General features: G+C 43.8%; 23 protein-coding genes. 17 read left to right on the top strand and 6 right to left on the bottom strand.

Translation table 11 applies throughout. From position 1 onward, the window contains the following. Positions 1-65 precede the first annotated feature (65 nt). From F0251_RS22750 to F0251_RS22730, 5 genes are all read left to right on the top strand, one after another. The gene (locus F0251_RS22750; protein WP_105057110.1) at positions 66-323 is read left to right on the top strand and encodes a hypothetical protein; all 258 of its coding nucleotides are present in this window, start codon (positions 66-68) and stop codon (positions 321-323) included. 104 nt (positions 324-427) lie between these two features. After that, positions 428-1,432, top strand: a complete 1,005-nt coding sequence (locus F0251_RS22745) for a S66 peptidase family protein (RefSeq protein WP_116870522.1) — start codon at positions 428-430, stop codon at positions 1,430-1,432. Positions 1,433-1,473: 41 nt separating this feature from the next. Continuing rightward, positions 1,474-1,995: a GNAT family N-acetyltransferase gene (locus tag F0251_RS22740; RefSeq protein WP_116870523.1), complete on the top strand. Its 522-nt coding sequence runs from the start codon at positions 1,474-1,476 to the stop codon at positions 1,993-1,995. A gap of 141 nt (positions 1,996-2,136) precedes the next feature. Next, the gene (locus F0251_RS22735) at positions 2,137-2,598 is read left to right on the top strand and encodes a DUF302 domain-containing protein (protein WP_171731878.1); all 462 of its coding nucleotides are present in this window, start codon (positions 2,137-2,139) and stop codon (positions 2,596-2,598) included. Positions 2,599-2,825: 227 nt separating this feature from the next. Beyond that, positions 2,826-3,050: a hypothetical protein gene (locus F0251_RS22730; protein WP_105057115.1), complete on the top strand. Its 225-nt coding sequence runs from the start codon at positions 2,826-2,828 to the stop codon at positions 3,048-3,050. 88 nt (positions 3,051-3,138) lie between these two features. On the opposite strand, the gene F0251_RS22725 is transcribed toward F0251_RS22730, so the two are convergent. Then, complete coding sequence (locus F0251_RS22725; RefSeq protein WP_171731877.1) at positions 3,139-3,471, bottom strand: PBPRA1643 family SWIM/SEC-C metal-binding motif protein; 333 nt, start codon at positions 3,469-3,471, stop codon at positions 3,139-3,141. A gap of 266 nt (positions 3,472-3,737) precedes the next feature. On the opposite strand from F0251_RS22725, the gene F0251_RS22720 reads away from it, so the two are divergent. The 4 genes from F0251_RS22720 (at position 3,738) to catB (ending at position 6,430) form a co-directional block, all read left to right on the top strand. Further along, positions 3,738-4,454, top strand: a complete 717-nt coding sequence (locus F0251_RS22720; protein WP_061031363.1) for an HAD family hydrolase — start codon at positions 3,738-3,740, stop codon at positions 4,452-4,454. Between the two features lie 41 nt (positions 4,455-4,495). Beyond that, entirely contained in the window at positions 4,496-4,891 is a 396-nt protein-coding gene (locus F0251_RS22715) for a nuclear transport factor 2 family protein (RefSeq protein ID WP_171731876.1), read from the top strand. 86 nt (positions 4,892-4,977) lie between these two features. Further along, the gene (locus F0251_RS22710; protein WP_105057119.1) at positions 4,978-5,709 is read left to right on the top strand and encodes a glucose 1-dehydrogenase; all 732 of its coding nucleotides are present in this window, start codon (positions 4,978-4,980) and stop codon (positions 5,707-5,709) included. A 94-nt stretch (positions 5,710-5,803) separates the two neighbouring features. Beyond that, the gene (catB, locus tag F0251_RS22705) at positions 5,804-6,430 is read left to right on the top strand and encodes a type B chloramphenicol O-acetyltransferase (protein WP_061031360.1); all 627 of its coding nucleotides are present in this window, start codon (positions 5,804-5,806) and stop codon (positions 6,428-6,430) included. A gap of 34 nt (positions 6,431-6,464) precedes the next feature. Here the strand turns inward: catB and F0251_RS22700 are convergent, their stop codons facing one another. Both F0251_RS22700 and F0251_RS22695 read right to left on the bottom strand, forming a co-directional pair. Further along, positions 6,465-7,643, bottom strand: a complete 1,179-nt coding sequence (locus F0251_RS22700; RefSeq protein WP_105057120.1) for a BamA/TamA family outer membrane protein — start codon at positions 7,641-7,643, stop codon at positions 6,465-6,467. A 115-nt stretch (positions 7,644-7,758) separates the two neighbouring features. Beyond that, positions 7,759-8,124: a cytochrome c gene (locus F0251_RS22695; RefSeq protein WP_061031358.1), complete on the bottom strand. Its 366-nt coding sequence runs from the start codon at positions 8,122-8,124 to the stop codon at positions 7,759-7,761. 204 nt (positions 8,125-8,328) lie between these two features. Here F0251_RS22695 and F0251_RS22690 point away from each other — a divergent pair, with 204 nt between their 5' ends. The 3 genes from F0251_RS22690 to F0251_RS22680 are packed head-to-tail and all read left to right on the top strand — an operon-like array spanning position 8,329 to position 9,324. Next, positions 8,329-8,580 (top strand): Rho-binding antiterminator, encoded by a 252-nt coding sequence (locus tag F0251_RS22690; RefSeq protein ID WP_105024956.1) that lies wholly within the window; start codon positions 8,329-8,331, stop codon positions 8,578-8,580. Between the two features lie 8 nt (positions 8,581-8,588). Then, positions 8,589-8,822 (top strand): hypothetical protein, encoded by a 234-nt coding sequence (locus F0251_RS22685; RefSeq protein ID WP_105057121.1) that lies wholly within the window; start codon positions 8,589-8,591, stop codon positions 8,820-8,822. 52 nt (positions 8,823-8,874) lie between these two features. After that, positions 8,875-9,324, top strand: coding sequence for a GyrI-like domain-containing protein (locus F0251_RS22680; protein ID WP_061031355.1), 450 nt, complete (start codon positions 8,875-8,877; stop codon positions 9,322-9,324). Between the two features lie 71 nt (positions 9,325-9,395). Here the strand turns inward: F0251_RS22680 and F0251_RS22675 are convergent, their stop codons facing one another. Then, a complete protein-coding gene (locus F0251_RS22675) occupies positions 9,396-10,055 on the bottom strand; it encodes a glutathione S-transferase (RefSeq protein ID WP_105057122.1) in 660 nt (219 codons plus the stop codon). A gap of 104 nt (positions 10,056-10,159) precedes the next feature. Between F0251_RS22675 and F0251_RS22670 the strand changes: the two genes are divergently transcribed. Next, positions 10,160-12,415, top strand: coding sequence for a peptidase U32 family protein (locus F0251_RS22670; RefSeq protein WP_105057123.1), 2,256 nt, complete (start codon positions 10,160-10,162; stop codon positions 12,413-12,415). Positions 12,416-12,521: 106 nt separating this feature from the next. On the opposite strand, the gene F0251_RS22665 is transcribed toward F0251_RS22670, so the two are convergent. Beyond that, a complete protein-coding gene (locus F0251_RS22665; RefSeq protein WP_008217785.1) occupies positions 12,522-12,986 on the bottom strand; it encodes a thioesterase family protein in 465 nt (154 codons plus the stop codon). Positions 12,987-13,112: 126 nt separating this feature from the next. Next, positions 13,113-14,951 carry an ABC transporter ATP-binding protein/permease gene (locus F0251_RS22660; protein ID WP_171731875.1) on the bottom strand — a complete coding sequence of 613 codons (1,839 nt, stop codon included), beginning with the start codon at positions 14,949-14,951 and terminating at the stop codon, positions 13,113-13,115. 517 nt (positions 14,952-15,468) lie between these two features. Between F0251_RS22660 and artP the strand changes: the two genes are divergently transcribed. The 4 genes from artP to artM all read left to right on the top strand — a co-directional run bounded on the left by artP (position 15,469) and on the right by artM (position 18,381). Beyond that, positions 15,469-16,197, top strand: coding sequence for an arginine ABC transporter ATP-binding protein ArtP (gene artP, locus F0251_RS22655; RefSeq protein WP_116870621.1), 729 nt, complete (start codon positions 15,469-15,471; stop codon positions 16,195-16,197). Between the two features lie 97 nt (positions 16,198-16,294). Beyond that, entirely contained in the window at positions 16,295-17,026 is a 732-nt protein-coding gene (locus F0251_RS22650; RefSeq protein WP_102424729.1) for an arginine ABC transporter substrate-binding protein, read from the top strand. Between the two features lie 3 nt (positions 17,027-17,029). Then, the gene (gene artQ / locus F0251_RS22645) at positions 17,030-17,716 is read left to right on the top strand and encodes an arginine ABC transporter permease ArtQ (protein WP_171731873.1); all 687 of its coding nucleotides are present in this window, start codon (positions 17,030-17,032) and stop codon (positions 17,714-17,716) included. Further along, positions 17,713-18,381, top strand: a complete 669-nt coding sequence (artM, locus tag F0251_RS22640) for an arginine ABC transporter permease ArtM (protein ID WP_171731872.1) — start codon at positions 17,713-17,715, stop codon at positions 18,379-18,381. The genes artQ and artM overlap by 4 nt, the downstream gene beginning before the upstream one ends. Positions 18,382-18,753: the final 372 nt, after the last annotated feature.

The raw sequence follows: 18,753 nt of genomic DNA, 5'->3' as shown, positions 1-18,753 counted from the left end.
TAGATAATTCAACGTTAGATTGTTACTATGCAATCAACTTTATAAATGTGTATTGGCTTATATAAATGATTGATAGTAAGTACATTAAACACCCATACTACTGTGAAAACTGTAACTCAATGACTCCACACCTTGCTATGAGCAGCTCTGTTGAGGAGCAAAAGGAGCAAGCGGAATCAGAAGCAAGGCAGTGGAAAATAGGGATGTTGGTGGAGTATATCGTAAACCTGCTCTTTAAAGACGACAAAGACACGCCTGGCTTTTTCATAGACCAAGAATATCAATATCAGTGTGAGAAGTGCGGCACCAAGTCATGGCATTGATATTATTGGATTTGGTTTCATTCGATACCTAATTTTTAGCCTCTAAAACTTCAGCTAAAAAGGCTCATTCTGCAGTTTCCTTTTTGTTATGGAGGACAAAGGAAGTGATTTACCCAAAGGCTTTAAACATCGGTGACAAAATTGGTTTTTTCTCACCGTCTTCCCCTGCGACAGTGTTCGCTCCCAATCGGTTTGCTCGCGCTAAAAACTACTTGGAATCAAAAGGTTTCATCTTGGTTGAAGGCTCATTGACGGGGAAGTCTGATGGCTACCGTTCTGGCTCTATTCAAGCAAGAGCCGAAGAGCTAAACCAACTCATTCGAGATCCTGAAGTGCGCTGCATTATGTCTACAATCGGTGGCAATAATAGCAACTCGTTATTACCGTATATTGACTATGAGGCACTCAAAAACGATCCAAAGATCATCATAGGTTACTCCGACGTAACCGCATTGCTATTGGCGATTCATGCTCAAACTGGCTTAGTCACATTTTATGGCCCGGCACTTGTTGCCTCATTTGGTGAGTTTCCGCCGCTGGTTGATCAAACGTTCCAATCATTCAGTGAGTTGTTGTGCGAGAGTACAAGTCAACATCAATACACCATTCCCCAGGTATGGACGGATATTAAACACGACTGGGAAACTCAGAACTCCGCGAAGCCAGTCTACAACAATGAATGGAAGTTTATCGGCAAAGGAAAAGTCAGTGGCCGAGTGATTGGTGGTAACTTGAGTACGATGGCTGGGATTTGGGGTAGCCAATATATGCCCGAAATTCTCGATGACGATATTCTCCTTATCGAGGACTCGTTGAAGGGTATTGAGACCGTAGAGCGCTCTTTTGCGCACCTGTTGGCTTGCGGGGTGTTTGATAAGGTGGGCGCTATCATCTTAGGTAAGCATGAGTTATTCGACAATAAAGGGACCGGACGAACACCACTCGATGTGCTTCTTGAAGTGTTAAACGGTAAAAACGTGCCGATATTGTATGGATTTGATAGCTGCCACACTCATCCAATGTTAGTCACGCCACTTGGCGTTCAAGGGAGTATCGACTTTGATAATCAGACCTTTGAGCTGCAGGGACCTTGGGTTACTAACTTCTAGTCTCATAGTGTTTCGAGAATCCATTTGGAGCAAGGAAGTGCATGGAAGTCATATCTGAAATTGAAGTAAGTAAAGAGCAGCATCAAGCGATTACGACACTCAGGAATAGTGCATTCCCAGAGCATCAGGTTCAACGCTCATACTACAAACAACTCCCTCATATGCGCGCTCTGCAACACCATGAAGGACAGTTGGTTGGTTATCTTGGCCTTGATTATCGAATGATCAACGTTGGCGGTCATGCTTTTAAAGTTCTAGGTGTTATTGATTTTTGTATCGCCGAGGACGTTCGAGGTAAAGGTCTTGGTTCAACAATGCTTTCTGAACTTGATGCTTATGCAAAGGAGAGGGATGTTGATTTCATTATCTTAATCTCCGAGTTACACAGTTTTTATTCATCGCACGGTTACAACCGAGTCGTTGCCGACCATTCTTGGCTAAGGCTCAATGAGCATCTAAGTTATGGCATCGCTGTCGAGGAAGTTGACGAGCTGTATGTCAAATCGATCAGCGGTGTCAGTTGGCCATCAGGGAAAGTCGATTGGTTAGGGTACATGTATTAACACTGATAATAGGATGCATTGGAAAGGTGATCCTCTCGGCAAACTGAGTTTATAAACCTGTCTATACTGAGTTAGGTTACGCCACGACGTTAGATGGCGCTATGAATGTAAGTTTGATTAGGTTAAATCTCAGAGGTGACGATGAAAAAATTACTACCACTATGCGCCATTCTACTTTCTGCATCCTTTTCAGTTGCCGCTTCCGACGGTTTGATAAAGTACCAAAGTAATTACTCAGTGAAAGAGACGGCAGACCGTTTTGAAGAAATAGCCAAAAGCAAAGGTTTAACCTTGTTTGCGAGAATCGACCATCAGAAAAACGCGAGTACGGTCGATCTTGAATTGAGACCAACTGAAGTCATCATCTTTGGTAACCCGAAAGTAGGGACATCGTTAATGCAATGCGCTCAAGAAGTCGCGATAGATTTACCGCAGAAGGTGTTAGTCACGGAGGATTCTAATAAGAAAGTATGGTTGTCTTACAACGATCCTAATTACTTGGTAGAGCGTCACGCGATAAATGGCTGTGACGAGGTGATTAAGAAGATTTCAGGTGTGCTTAGTAAGTTATCTGAGGCGACGGTTGCTAAAACGAAATCTTGATTAGGTCGCGCTTAGAGCTACGTGCGAAAGAGCAAAAGGTTCACCTCATCAGAAATGTGATCGAGTTAAACAGCTTTGTGCGTAAACAAGTAACTGGCTGAGCGATTTTTCATGGTCGCCATATTTGTTATATGCATCTTTGATTCTATAAAATATCTTGAGATTAACTGAAGCTATGTCATATTCGTATCTCTTAAGTCTCTGTTATCAATAGGATTGTAGATACGATGTATGGAAGTGAACAAACGCGAGCATTTTGTTGTAATTGCAAAGCGCTAACATTGCACAAATACACCTTGTTCAGTAGCCAAGCGCAAAAAGCGCCACAAGATGAGAAGAAACCAGGCTTGCTGATGCAAATCTTGTCCGGGTTTATTTCCAATGGTGCAACGGGAGACTACAAATGTACTCGATGCGGTACCTACCTAGAGACGCCGGACCATCTAGATTGATGAAGGGTTTGGGTAAATAAAAACGGGAAGATCTCAGCGATCTTCCCGTTGTATTTCGTTTTGCTATTGGTAATTCAATTCAGAAGTATTAAGCGCAGCACTTCTTATATTTCTTACCGCTACCACAAGAACATGGATCGTTACGGTTAGGCGTTTTTTCGAACGTCATTGTTTTTGGCTTGTTTAGTACAGTATCAAGCTCAATCGTGTTCTCTTCTTTCTCTGCGTCTACTGTTACGTTAACGAAGATAGCGTGCTCAGCAGCCAGTGCTTCAACTTCTGCTTTACGAGCTTCAGTTTGAACCATTGCAGAGATTGGAGATTCTTCAGTACCCGCTTTTACATCGCGGTTTACGTTATAGCCTGCAAGAACGTGGTTTTGTCTTGTTTCGATACGGCCTTTGAAAAATAGTTTCGACATGGGGTACTCATTCAGAAATAGTGTAATTGCGCTCATATTCATGTTGATGGCGCATGGAGCGGGGGATTATACGCATATATTCCAATTGATAAAGCAATGATCTAATCAAAGGCTTATAGGCTTGTCCTTACACAGAAATACCTAATGTGATCCGTTAAATTTTTGCTTTTGTGTGGATTAGGTTTGAAGTTAGAGATATTTATATTTCACTCTGCAGCCATAGGAGTGGTAAATTCAAATATCTAATCTAAACAAAGAGATAAACAATGAAGCTAGATGCTATCTTGTGGGACTATGATGGAACCTTAGTCAATTCGGTGCCAAAGAATATCGCCATAACGAAGGACATTATCTCTGTGGTTGCACCGCACCTCTCTGGAGAAAACTTGCCAAAGTACTTAACGAGCGAGGTGCTTTATCACGAAGCAAATCACGGCGCTAAAAACTGGCAAGCTTTATATGTCGACTACTACGGAATGTCTCATGATGAAATGTTGGTTGCTGGTGGGATGTGGGCAGAACATCAAGAGAAGAACCAAACGCCAGTCGAGTTGTTTGAGGGTATGGAAGCGGTGATAAACCGGTTTGCAAATCTTCCTCATGGCATCTGTTCTCAAAATTCTCAATTGAATATTCGCGGTGTACTCGATAGCTATGGTATTGGTGAGTTGTTTAAAGCGGTTGTTGGTTATGATGACGTATCAAATGGCAACCAAAAGCCACATCCATTTGGTGGTATTAAGTGCGTTGAAAATATTTTTGGTGAAGGTCAAAGCGACGAGCTTTGTTTAATGTATATCGGTGACCATGAAGCGGATACTCATTTTGCACGCAATATCGAGGCTGCACTTGGTGGGAGAGCTAAGGTGGTTGCTGTTGCCGCGGGTTACAGCCGTTCTGAACCAGAAAAGTGGCAGACTAAACCCGATTACATCGCTAGTAATGTTGATGATCTTTTGGCGATCATTGGCAAATATGCGTAATCAACAAGTACCAAGTAATTCGATAAATTTAAGGAAGAACAATGACACCGAAAGAAGTGGTATTAGGTTTTTGGGAAGCCATGCGTACTAACGATTTTGCAAAAGCGAGCGAATGGTTGGCGGAGGATTTCCAAGGTTATTGGCCTCAGTCGTCTGAATTGACGGTAGGGCGTGATAACTTCACAGCAATCAACTCTGAATATCCAGCAAATGGACTTTGGAAGTTCACACTTAACTCGATTGTGTGTGAGGGCGATACAGTCGTTACTGATGTGTCGGTGACTGACAGTGTTCTTAATGACCGTGTGATTACCTTCCATACCGTGGTTGATGGCTTGATCAAAAAGCAAACTGAGTTTTGGCCGGATGGCTTTGCCCCACAAGAGTGGCGTTCGCAATGGGTTCAGTTAGTCAGCCCTGAATCACTCAATCAATAACCTCAAATGCCACAACACGAGCGCACAGTAGCGTACGTGAATAAAAACAATCAGATAAATTGAAAGTCAGCAAGTTAGGAGAGTTCATGAACAAGGTCGTAATCGTTACTGGAGGAAGCCGAGGTATAGGTGCTGCAACGTCTAAGTTATTAGCAAAACAAGGCTATGCGGTTTGTGTCAATTTCATCCAAAATGAATCAAGAGCTGAAGCGCTAGTTAACGAAATTAGAGAACAAGGCGGCACTGCTATCAGTGTGCGTGCTGATGTATCGGTTGAATCAGACGTTAAATCCTTGTTTGAAATTGCACGCAATAAACTCGGGCCTGTGACTCACTTGGTGAACAATGCGGGCATCTTATTCACTCAATCTGCATTAGAAGATATTGAGCTTGATCGCTTTGAAAAGGTAATGAAGTCAAATGTGTCGAGCTGTTTCCTCTGCAGTAAAGCCTTTATCAAGCAAGCGGATGGTGCTGGCTCGATTGTGAATGTATCCTCTGCGGCTTCACGTACCGGAGCGCCATTCGAATACGTAGATTATGCAGCTTCGAAAGGTGCAATGGACTCCCTTACTAAAGGTTTGTCCCTTGAACTGGCGTCAAGAAACATCCGTGTCAATGGCGTAAGGCCGGGTTGTATCTATACTGAAATGCACGCCGATGGTGGTGAGCCAGGAAGAGTGGATAGGTTGGCTTCACAACTTCCGTTGCAAAGAGGTGGCACGCCAGAAGAGGTCGCGAACTCTATCGCTTGGTTATTGTCAGATGAAGCTTCTTATGTGACAGGGTCATTTATTGATATTGCCGGTGGGCGTTAGGAAAAGTAAGGCTTTTACGCAAAAATAGAAATTAGTTAGAATCATAGCGCAATAAAGAGTACCCAACTAAAAGAACGAAACTAAGAGTACAAATATGAATAACTATTTTGAAAGCCCATTCGTGGGTAAATCACTTAAAGAACAAGTAACCAACCCAAATATCATCGTGGGCGAGCACAGTTACTATTCCGGCTACTATCACAACCATAGTTTTGATGATTGTGCGCGCTACCTGCTCCCTGACAGAAACGATATCGACAAGTTGATCATCGGTAGCTACTGCTCGATTGGTTCTGGTGCCGTGTTTATGATGGCAGGCAATCAAGGTCACCAAAACCAGTGGGTGAGTACATTCCCATTTTTCTACCAAGAAGATGAAAAATTTGAAGGGGCAATCGACGGCTTTGAACGCTCAGGCGACACTGTGATTGGCAATGATGTCTGGATAGGCACAGAGGCGATGATCATGAGTGGCGTAAAGGTTGGCGATGGGGCCATTATCGCTAGCCGCGCAGTTGTAACCAAAGATGTTGAGCCGTACTCAATTGTTGGTTCTAACCCAGCTCGTCATATCCGCTATCGTTTTAGTGAAACTGAAATTGCGCAGTTGCTAGAAATGAAGTGGTGGGAATGGAATGAAGAGCAGATCAAAGGTGCGATGTCCTTGATGTGCTCTTCTGATATCGATGGCTTGTACCAGTATTGGAAGACCTTCGCCTAGTATCTTCTGCTTGGTACATCGAATCGTTATTTAGCTAGATACCGGCTCCGACTTGAAAGTAGAGTGCGGTATCTTCTTCGCTGAACGCAATATCAATCCCTGAAATCAGGCCATAACGCCTTGCGATAAGATAACGAAATCCAACGCCATACGCTGACTGTGAGCTTTGGTCGAACATATCGCTGTCACTGTCGCCAGCATAACCAATCCCAGTAAACACACCGGTAGACCAACGTGGCGTCCATTGTTTGCTTACTTGCACCTCTGCCGCAAAGGTATGCTCTCCTTGATAACGGTTTCTTGCAATACCCCTCAACTGAATGTCTGGATAGTATTGAGGCGATAGAAAGCGTTCATCAGTCGACAAGGATTTGTATTGTCCGCGCAAAGCGAGATTCCATTCTTTGTTGAGTTCCCAATAATTCAGTCCCTCTAGATTGAACGTTTGGTAGTTGTAATCACTGCCAAGTCCATCACCAAACCATAGATACTCAGCGACATAGTTATAGCCTTGAGTAGGATTTAGAAAGCTATTTTTACTGTCATACTCAGCGATTAAGCCCAAACCTGATGAAGTTGGTGAGGTATTACCAATATTGTTTAGGATCTCTTGTGCTTTGGGGTGGTTATTGAGTGACAATTTAGGTGCAAAAAACTGTTGAGATAGGCCAACTAACCATGGTGAGTCTTGGATTCTAAATTGAAGCTTTTGTATCCCTCCCATGCCTTTTAAGCCAAGCTCGATACCTTCATTTGGAGCGAGTGGTGAAAGGGCATTGGGAGAACTTTGTCGGTAGAAAGTCATGTTGATATCGCCATAACCCAAACCACCAAGGTAGCGTATCGAATCCTCTTTCCAGCTTCGCTTGTGACCAATAAATGCCATCCAAGTGCCGTTTTCTGTCGCAAAGCCACCGACTGCGGTGATTGCTGGTGTTAAGAGTTGTGCGCCTCCATCAATCGATTTTTCTGCTAGCTCTTTACGTGTGTTTTTCTGTTCTTCTGATTCATGAAGGAAGATACCGGTGAAACCACCACCGTAGCCAACCGCTGGCTCTGTGATCAAAATCGGGACGGGTAAAAAGCCATAGGCATTTTCAGCTAGGTATTCACCCATGTCCAAGTGACCATCGATTTGGTCGATAAAACTCACCGCACCTGCTGTTGTAGATACGAGCACGAGAGCACTTGTGGCTAGGGGTGTTAAGTTCATAACGTTCCGTATTATTCACTGTCCAATAACTTCAGTGTAATCAAACGAATAGATAGCGCAATAAAACGAACGTTATTAAGTAAGTTCAGCGTTTAAAAGTTGAATCGATTAGCAATTATCGTTGGATCATTTCGACATAATCAAGAATATCAATGGCATCTTGTCTTGTAATCACTCCTTGCCACGATGGCATTCCCTCTTCAATGTCACCTTCTAAAATGTCATCAACCAAGGAGTTCTTTGTCGTAAAGAATTCGCCAAGCTTATTGGGAATATTGGCGGGTTTGCTTGGCAGAGATGCGGCTGTTGGTCCATCACCGAAACCTTTGTCACCATGACACGCTTGGCAAAGCTGTCGATATTTGGTCTTGCCGTTGGCGAAGTGGCTCGCATCATTCGCTGTCGCGGCACTCGCGGTGAATGACATGATTGACGCCATTAAACAAAAAATGAAAAGGGCTATGTGTTTGGTGGTTTTCATTGTCTTGTTCTCATGGTTATTTAACAACGTAAGAATAAGTGGGTGTGGGTAGAAGAAACGTGAATAACCAAAGTGGGACTATGATTAAACCCATGAGCATCTTGTGTATATGCTGTTTCAATGTGACGTGAGTAAATGATTGATTATAAACAGTTTGCATAGAATGGCATGTCGCATTAGCGTGATGGATGAATGGGAGGCATTATGATTAGTTGCAGTGATTACGATTATATTGAAATTGTGTGTATGCACAGATACCCAATTAAGCTCACTTTACGTTCTGGCGAACAGGTCGAGGGTGTTGCATTAGATACCCAGCGTAACCAAGACAAAGAAGAATGCATTAAGCTAAGTGTCTCTGGTCAAGAACAACTTGTTGTATTGACGGGAATTACTGAATTAGAAGTGTGTGTCGACAACCCTCATTTTAAGCAAAAATCTTTCAAAACGTCATAGGGTGACATATGAGTAATTCAATAGAGCAAAGCTACTGCACATCTTGTCGTGATCGTACGCAACACGTTGTTGTTTTGGTTAGAAAGGAGAGTGCATTTGCAGGCAAGCCAAACCAAAAGCGGCATGAATTTATCGCAGGCGTAATTAAAGGATGGCTTCTTGGGCCTTTTATCGCCTCTATGGATGAGTTTTCTCGCCATGTTGTTTGTCAAAAGTGCGGACACAAAGAAATCCAAGACTAGAATCGAGTTGGCTTAACAGTTGACGCAATAAAATGGCTTAGGAAATAGAAGAGTGAAAGAACAAATATTAGGAGCGGTAAAGGCATATGGTTTTTCGGTAAGAACCAACAATACCGATGAAGTTGACCCAGCTAAGGCAAAAATAGGGCAATTATGGCAAGGCTTTTTCGAACAAGCTTTTCCAAAGTTGACTCCGGACTCCAAGGTTTACGGCGTATACACCAACTACGAGTCAGATTTTACGGGTGACTTTGATGTGATTGCTTGTACCAATGCGCTTACTGATAACGCTATGGATGATCTAGTTGAAACCAATATCGAGGCGGGTAAGTACCTAACGTTCTCTGCACAAGGCGAGTTGCCACAAGCGGTGATCGATCTGTGGGGAGAAGTATGGGCGTATTTTAACGCCACAGATTGTCCACATACTCGAGCGTACACAACCGACTTTGAGCTGTACAAAGGCGAAACTGAAGTCGAGATTTCAATTGCGATTCAATAATCTTTGAGTGCAGACGCATCGTGTAAAAGTTTATGAAGTAAAAGAGCCGCTCGTTATGAGCGGTTTTTTTGTTATCCAAAAAGACAATCTTGCTTGGTGTCATTCCATAATGGGTACTGTTTCATTACTTGGGTATAGAGTTTACTTTCAAGGTGCGACCGTAACCAACGCCCAACGTTCTGGTATTCAGACTGCACAAACCATTTCTTTTCTACTCTTACAAACTGACTGACGAATGGCATCACAGCAAAGTCGGCTAGGCTAGGGGAATCTCCAAACAAATAGTCATGGTTGGCGAGCTTAGCCTCAAGCTCGCTAATAAAGGTTTCACATAAGTTTCTACGCTGCTCGATGTCGTCATTGCGATAGCGAACAGAAGCGCGATATTTCTCTAAGTGACCAATAAACTCATTGTCGTTTTGTTGAATGAGTTGGTGGATTTGTTCACTGAGTGAAGGGTTACTCGAACGCAGAAGATCTTGAGGATCGTTCTGCTGAAGCGCCCACATCATCACATCTAAGCTCTGCTCAATAACTTTGCCATCGGATAACACTAATACTGGAACCGTACCTTTTGGCGAACTGGCCAGTAGTTCACTAGGCTTGTCTTTGGTGACGATTTCTCTCAGTAGTACTTGTTGTTTGGATAAAGCGATGCCCATTCTCCCGCGCATGGCGTAAGGACAGCGGCGGAGAGAGTACAGGACAGGTAAAGCTGAAGGATTAGGCATTGTTGAGGTCATTGAGTTTGAAAAGTGTTGTACAGTGGTAAACAGATCGTGATGTGGGTAGAATACGCGGCTTAAAAATTATAAGTAAGTGAGCGACTTCAAAAATGAGCAGAAAAATTGAGTTATTAGCCCCTGGTGGCGATGTAGAAGCGATTAAAGCAGCCATCGTAGCCGGAGCAAATGCAGTTTATTGCGGTTTAGATACCTTCAACGCTCGTAACAGAGCTTCTAACCTGTCGTTAGATGAGTTGAACGGGGTAATCCGCCTTGCTCATGAATACGGTTGTGAGATCTTTCTAACGCTTAATGTAGTGTTGCTGGAGCACGAAACGAAGAGCATTACTAAGCTATTAAACCAGCTGGTGAACACCAAGGTAGACGGCATCATTGTCCAAGACTTGGGCTTGTTTAACCTAGTGAAGAAGCACTTCCCATCATTAGATGTTCACGCTTCAACTCAGCTAACCACACACAACGAAGGTCAGATTAAGTTCCTGTCTAAGGTTGGTGCATCGCGCGTTAACTTATCTCGTGAGTTGAACCTACCTGAAATTAAAATGCTGACTGAAGTCGCACACGACCATGATGTACTAACAGAAGTGTTCGTACATGGCGCACTGTGTATCGCGTTTTCGGGTCAATGTTACTCAAGCTCAGTAAGTGTGGGGAACTCAGGTAACCGCGGTCGTTGTAGCCAAGCATGTCGTGATGAATATGAAATCACCAATGCGGGTAACCGCTTTCCACTGAACCTAAAAGACAACTCTGCCTATTACGATTTGCCAGAACTGGTAGACGCAAAGGTAGACTCGCTTAAAGTCGAAGGTCGTATTAAAGGCGCACACTACGTTTACACCGTGGTAGATACGTGGCGTAAGCAGATCGATAGCTTTGTACAAGAGGGTTTGTTGCTTGAAGACGATGCTAACCTACACAAAGTATTCAACCGTGAATTCACGAACTCTTTCCTTAAGGGCAACTTAACGAAAGACATGTTCATCGATAACCCTCGTGATAACAGCATTAACTATGCGGTTGAGCAGGCGAAAGAGAAGAACAACGAAATCTCAGTGGTTCAGATTCAAGAAGCGACAGTACAGCTGCATGAAGCGAAAGATGTACTTGGTGACGAAATGCGTGACAAGATTAAGTTCCTTGATATCCGTAAAACGCCGGTTGCTATGTCTTTCAGCGCAAAAGCAGGTCAGCCATTTACGGTGACAGTGAAGACAGAAAAAGAGAACTTCACCCTGCAATCTAAATCGCTGCTTACAGCAACAGAAGAGAAAGCGATCACTCAGGAGCTACTTGAGAAGCGATTCAAAAACGTGAAGAGTGCGGTTCACACACTAGAAAGCCAAGATTTCAGCGAAGTGGACTCTGGGCTAGTGATTCCGTTGAAAGAAGTGTCTGACCTTAAAGACGAGATCGACTTCATTCTAAATGGCTCTGTTGAAGTGATTAAGCACGTTGAAGTGCCAGCACTGCCACAGCATCCTAAAGTGAACGAAAAGCCGACTATGTCAATGCTTATCGCTGATGTTGCAGACCTGCACCTATGTGATGTGACGGATGCGGACGTTTACTTCAAGCTACCAGAAAGTTTTAAAAAGCGTTGTAACAAGTACATCGATATCTTAGCGGCAAACCCACGTTTGATTCCTTGGTTCCCTGCAGTATTGATCGGTAAGGACTACGACGAAGCCGTTCGTATCCTGGAAGTCGTTAAGCCTGCTCGCATCGTGACTAATAACACGGGTATCGCATACAAGGCTTACGAAATGGGTATCGAGTGGGTTGCAGGTCCATTCATGAACACGACAAACTCTCACGCACTAGTGACGCTTAAAGAAGAGCTAAACTGTGCGGGCGCGTTCATTTCGAACGAGATCAACAAAGGTCAGATTCGTCATATTCGCCGCCCAGAGAACTTCAAACTGTTCTACAGCATTTACCACCCAATCTTGATGATGACTAGCCGCCAATGTTTCTTCCAAAGAACAGTAGGCTGTAACAAACCAAGCATCGAAGCGGGTTGTATGTTGAAGTGTGAGAAAGCTACCACGATTACTAACGTGAAAGGTATCTCGTTCGCTGTTGATAAGCAGAAGGGTGGCTACCCAAGCATTTACAACCACGAGCAGTTCCTAAACCATGACGCTGTAACGGATTTCTCTGGCCTGTTTGACGAATTCTTCATTGACCTAACCAACATCGGCGCGGGTTCAAAAGAAGTTCAAGACAAGGTAGAGCTGATTAAGCACTTCGAAGGTTTAATCAACGGCGTTGAAGGCTCACAGCAACACCTAGAGCAACTTGTCGAGATTCGTACTAACGCTCAGTACGTTCAAGGTTTATAAGGCTTAACTGCTTATCAGCACAGTGAACCAAGAAACAAAAAGCCACTCAAACGAGTGGCTTTTTTTATATCTGAGGTTTCTAATTCGGTCTGAATTAACGAATCGTTTATTCCGTTACTGCTTCTTGTTTGAAGCATGGGCTTTTAAGCGTGTTCATGCGTTCAATTTCACTGGTTAGGCGCAGTGACAGCAGCGCTTTTTGGTTCGATGCAAAGTCGAACATCACGATAGTCGCTGTACCAACAGTAGTCAGCTTTTGTTGCGCTTTACTGACGATCGCGTATTCCATGGTAAACCGATCGTCTTGAATATCGGTGACTCGTGAACCCACCATCAAAGTATCAGGGTAGGTGACAGGTCGGAAATATTTACAATAAGTGTCGCCAAGAACAGGGCCAACTTTGGTAATTGCCATCTCTTCCATTAGCTCTACGTGCTTAAAGAAATCTAAGCGAGCGGTTTCAAAGTAGCGAAAATACACAGCGTTGTTGACGTGATTGAGTGCGTCCATTTCTCCCCAAGCGACTGGGATTTCTGTTACTACCGGGTAGTCAGATAATAATGCTTCCATGCGAACTCTCTTATTGTTATTTATCCTTCATTGGAATAAAAACCCTACCGCTAATTTAACAAAACTGCAACACGTGTGATTTAAGTTTTTGAAGCTAGAAATCACACGTTGTCAGAGACTTGGCTGTTAGTTATTAGCAGGTTCGTCACTCAGGTGTTTGAATTGGAGTTCAACCAGGCGTTGGTAAAGTTCACAGCTGTTGATGAGCGACTGGTGGTTGCCGATGTCTACAAGCTGTCCTTGATCGAGTACTGCAATTTGGTTTGCGTGTTTGATTGTCGATAAACGGTGGGCGATGATGATCGTTGTTCTGCCGCGCATTAATTCTTCCAATGCTTGCTGAACATGATGCTCACTTTCACTGTCTAGAGCACTTGTCGCTTCATCTAACAACAGAATATTAGGATCTTTCAAGATGGCACGTGCAATCGCAATGCGCTGACGTTGACCACCGGAAAGCCTTACACCGCGCTCACCGAGGAAGCTATGATACCCATCGGGTAGGTTCTGAATAAACTCATGTGCGTGTGCTTTTTTCGCGGCTTCAATCACTTGTTCATCGGTCGCTTCTGGGTTGCCGTAGCGAATGTTATGGAACACATCGTTACTGAATAGAGCAGGCTGTTGAGGAACAAGCGCCATCTGTTTTCTTAGTTCATTCGGGTCAAACTGATTCAGTTCCACACCACCAAGCGTCACTTTACCCATTTGAGGGTCGTAGAAACGTTGCAGTAATTCAAATAGGGTGGTTTTACCTGCACCAGATGGGCCAACTAACGCCAATACTTTACCTTCGTGCGCGGTTAACGACAGGTTGCTTGTTGCTGGTTGATCAGGTCTAGACGGGTAACAGAAGGTCACATTATCAAAAGCGACTTCTGGCGTTAAGTTATCGAGCGATGTTGGATTCTCGACTGGGGCAACGATGTGGCTTTCCACTTGCAGAATCTCAATTAAACGCTCAGTAGCACCTGCTGCGCGTTGCAATTCGCCCATCACTTCAGAAATTGTCCCTAGGGATGAAGCGACCATAATCGCGTAAAAGACAAATGCAGCCAGATCGCCGGCGGACATTGTGCCGTTGATAACATCAGTACCACCCACCCAAAGCATGCCTGCAATCGCACTGAACACGATAACAATCACGCCAGAGATAAGAATCGCGCGCTGTTTTACGCGTTGACGACCAATTTCATAAGCCTTTTCTACTTCAAGCGCGAATGATGCTTTCTCTTGAGCTTCTCGGCTGTAGCTCTGCACGGTTTTGATGTGCTCAATCGCTTCGCCCGCATAAGAGCCGACGTCTGACATCGAATCTTGGCTTTTACGTGATAGCGCTCTTACACGACGCCCGTAAACCAAAATTGGAATCAAGATAAACGGCACCGATGCCAGCACGATAAGCGTGAGTTTAATGTTGGTGGCAAACAACATGATGATTGCACCAAGGCACATTAGCGCGCTGCGCATCGCCATCGAGAACGAAGAGCCGATGATACTCTGAAGCAGGGTGGTGTCTGTTGTAATGCGCGACATGATGTCGCCACTGCCATTGGTTTCAAAGTAGCTCGGATGGAGTGTTACCACGTGATTGAAGACGGATAGGCGGATATCTGCACTCACGCGTTCGCCTACAGAAGACACCAAATAGAAGCGGAAGAAGGTACCAATAGAGATCAATACCACCACAACCATGATGAATTGGATTGCGCTACCTAAGTCTGATAACGATTGTTGGCTAAAACCTTGGTCAATAAGAAGGCGAATACCGTGTCCCACTGAAAGGGTTAAGCTCGCTGTGAAGATCAAAGCGATCAGAGCTGCAATCACGCGGCCTTTGTAAGGTTGAATAAATTTAATCAGCTCAAGCAAAATGCTGAGGCTTTTCTTCTCTGGTTTTGATTCTGGATTCTGTTGAGTCTGTCGCTGAGTAGCCTCAAGCGTAGAAGAGACATCGTTTTGCATATGATTGCCTTAGTGTTTGTCGCTTTAAGAATAGATGACTGGTTACTTGTAATACGTCTTGTTCGCTGGCAAGTGCTAGTTATTGAGAATAGATGCCATTAAAGCATTTATTGGAGCGTCACGCTTCCTAGGAAACTCAATTTTCAATAACTCGTGTGCATTCGATGCGTACGTGGAAAGCTAAACAAAAGAAAAATTAAGCACACTTATTCGCTCCTGTCAGAGTAATAATAGGGTGGTTACCCCTGATTTTTATTCAGGTTTATAGGTTCAATTAAGAGTCTACTACCTTCGCTGATTAAGTGGGTTTGGATTTATATAAACGTTTGCTTTTTGGTGTCATATCCGAGTTTTCAATAGCTTGGATGAAAAAGAGGTAGGAGCAGTTAATGAGGCTGTTTTTTGTGCAATATTTGTTACAAAAATTCAACAAATTAATTTTTTATACATTTTTCTTGCATAAAAGTTCAGTTTAAATAGAATAACCAACAAATGACAATTAATGCAGTATTTTGGCATGAGTATTCAAGTAAAGAGCATCAATAAATCATACGGCGATATCCAAGTTCTTCACGACATCAGTTTTAACTGTGAGAGTGGTGAAACCTTGGTCCTGCTTGGCCCAAGCGGCGCCGGTAAGAGTTCACTACTGCGTGTTTTGAACCTGCTAGAAATTGCGGATAACGGTGAGCTAGACATTGCGAATGAGCAATTCGATTTTTCTAGCCAGATCCAAGAGAAGCAGGGGCTGAAACTTCGTCGTAAAGTCGGCATGGTTTTCCAACAATACAACTTGTGGCCACACATGACGGTAATGGAAAACTTGATTGAAGCACCAACTAAGGTTGCAGGCCTAGATAAGCAAGAAGCGATCAAACAAGCGCAAACGGTTTTGAAAACGTTACAGCTTGCAGACAAAGCAGACGCTTGGCCGTTACAACTATCAGGTGGCCAGCAACAACGTGTCGCCATTGCTCGTGCTCTTATGATGAAGCCAGATGTATTGCTATTTGACGAACCAACAGCGGCTCTTGACCCAGAGATCACCAACCAAGTTGTTAGCATCATCAAAGAGCTAAGCGGCACCGGGATTACTCAGGTGGTAGTGACTCACGAAGTTGACTTCGCCAAGAAGATTGCGAGCCACGTTCTTTACCTTGAGAAGGGTTACATCGTGGAACACGGCACTAGCGACGCATTTATTAATCCGCAGACTCCAGAGTTTGCTGAGTATTTGACTCACTAAGTCACTGACTAGATTTACCTAAACACAACATCGATTAAAACAATCAAATTATAAGAATGGCCACAGGCCACTATCACAATGTATTCGGAGTAACAAAATGAAAAAGATTCTACTAGCTTCACTTATCGGTCTTGCTTCTTTCAATGCAGCAGCTCAAGAAGAAATCAAATTCGCAATGGAAGCGACTTATGCACCATTCGAATACATGGATGAGAACAACCAAATCCAAGGCTTCGACGTTGATCTAGCAAACGCACTTTGTGAAGAGATGAAAGCAACGTGTACTTTCCACAACCAAGCATTCGATAGCCTGATCCCAGCTCTTAAATTCAAACGTTACGATGCGGCTATCTCTGCAATGGACATCACTGAAGCACGTCTTCAACAGGTAAACTTCTCTGACGCTTACTACGACAACTCTGCAGCATTCATCTCTATTGAAGGCAAAGTAGCAGACCAAGCAGCATTAGAAGGCAAGCGTATCGGTGTTCAAAACGGTTCTACTCACCAAAGTTACCTTCTGGAGCAACTGCCAGGTGTGACAGCTGTTCCTTACTCAAGCTACCAAGATGCATTCATCGACATGAAAAACGGTCGTATCGATTCTGTATTCGGTGACACAGCGGTAGTAGCTGAATGGTTTAAGAAAGAAGACAACCTAACGTACGTTGGCGACCAAGTAACAAACCAAGAGTACTTTGGTAATGGTTTTGGTATCGCAGTAAACAAGAGCAACCCAGAGCTAGTTGCACAACTGAACACAGCACTTGCAGCAGTTAAAGCAAACGGCGAGTACGACAAGATCTTCAACAAGTACTTCGGTAAGTAATTTATGGAATTAACGGGTTACTCTTTAGGGCTCGTCGAGGCAAGCTGGATGACTATTCAGCTTGCATTCGTAAGCCTATTGGTTGGATTAGTTTTAGCGGTAATGTTTGCTGGCGGTGAAATGTCTCGTCGCATTGCAATCAAATGGCCGACAACCGCGTTCGTGACAATCGTACGTGGTCTACCAGAAATCTTGGTAGTTTTGTTTATCTACTTTGGTTCAACGCAAGTGCTCTTCATGATCACTGGTGATTTTATTGAAGTAAGCCCGTTCTTATCTGGTGTTGTTGCGTTGTCACTTATCTTCGCTTCTTACGCTTCACAAACCATTCGTGGTGCTTTGAAAGCGGTAAGTAAAGGGCAGAGAGAAGCGGCGAGTGCATTGGGTATTCCACAATCGCACGCATTCTTCAGAATTGTTTTGCCACAAGCAGTAAGACACGCATTACCAGGCTTAACGAACCAGTGGTTGGTTCTATTGAAAGATACCGCATTGGTTTCTCTGATTGGCGTAACCGATCTTCTGAAGCAAGCGCAACTAACATCAGCAGCAACGCACGAAGCATTTACTTGGTACGCAACGGCGGCAGCTATCTACCTAATCATCACATTGATCACGCAAAGAGCAGTAAAAGTGATTGATGGTAAGTTCTCTATTCAAGGTTTGGGTAACAAAGGGGCAATGGCATGAATCAACAATACCTCTCTCAAATGCTTGAAGGTTTAGCGACCAGTCTTCAACTCACAGGCGCGTCACTGCTTGTTGGTTGTATCTTGTCGCTGCTGATGACGGTAACACTGATCCTAAGATTACCTGCGATTCACTGGGTAACACGCGGCATCATCACCTTGTTCACCGGTACACCATTACTGGTTCAGATCTTCTTGGTGTATTACGGCCCTGGTCAGTTCGATTGGATTCGTGAAAGCTTCATGTGGATATGGCTTAGCCAACCTTGGTTCTGTGCAATGTTAGCATTGGCTTTGAACACTGCGGCATACAGCACGCTACTGTTCAGAGGTGCATTCAACGCGATTCCTGCAGGGCAGTGGGAAGCATGTCGTGCACTAGGTATGGACAAAATTGCGACGCTTAAAGTGCTATTGCCATACGCACTACGCCGCGCCGTTCCTGCTTATTCAAACGAAGTGATTCTAGTCTTCAAAGGCACATCACTAGCAAGCACCATCACCATTATGGATTTGATGGGCTACGCTCAGCGTATTAACGGTCAAACCTACGACACACTGACTGTATTCGGTATTGCTGGTGCATTCTACCTAGCAGTAAACGGCATATTAACGCTGATTTTCCGCCAAGTAGAAAAGAAAGCTTTAGCATTCGAAGCGGCGTAAGCTAACCACTCAAAAGCTTAATTAACGTATAAAGCCTGCCATTTATGTTCGCATAGATAGCAGGCTTTTTTGTGCTTTCAATATGGCGAGAAGAGCTGTGAGTACATACAGTACGAGAGGTTTTTTGCTAGGTTCATACTATATGGAAATATTCTGTATTTTGTCATTCGATGTATTTATCTATGTTTTAAGTCACTGAAATAATGAAATTAATTGTGCTAGAGTGCAACGCATATGAAACTAGACAGAATAATTCTGTATTTAAATGCAGAATTTTTCTGTCTAATAGCTGTTGAACTAAGCCGCTTCGCGGAGGGCTTTCCTCTCACTTACCCGATAGACCAAACTTATGATGTATCCATAGATTAAGGA

It is taken from the genome of Vibrio sp. 070316B (assembly GCF_013114115.1).
Classification (GTDB): Bacteria; Pseudomonadota; Gammaproteobacteria; order Enterobacterales; family Vibrionaceae; genus Vibrio; species Vibrio chagasii_B.
This window is presented reverse-complemented; position numbering and strand designations above follow the sequence as displayed.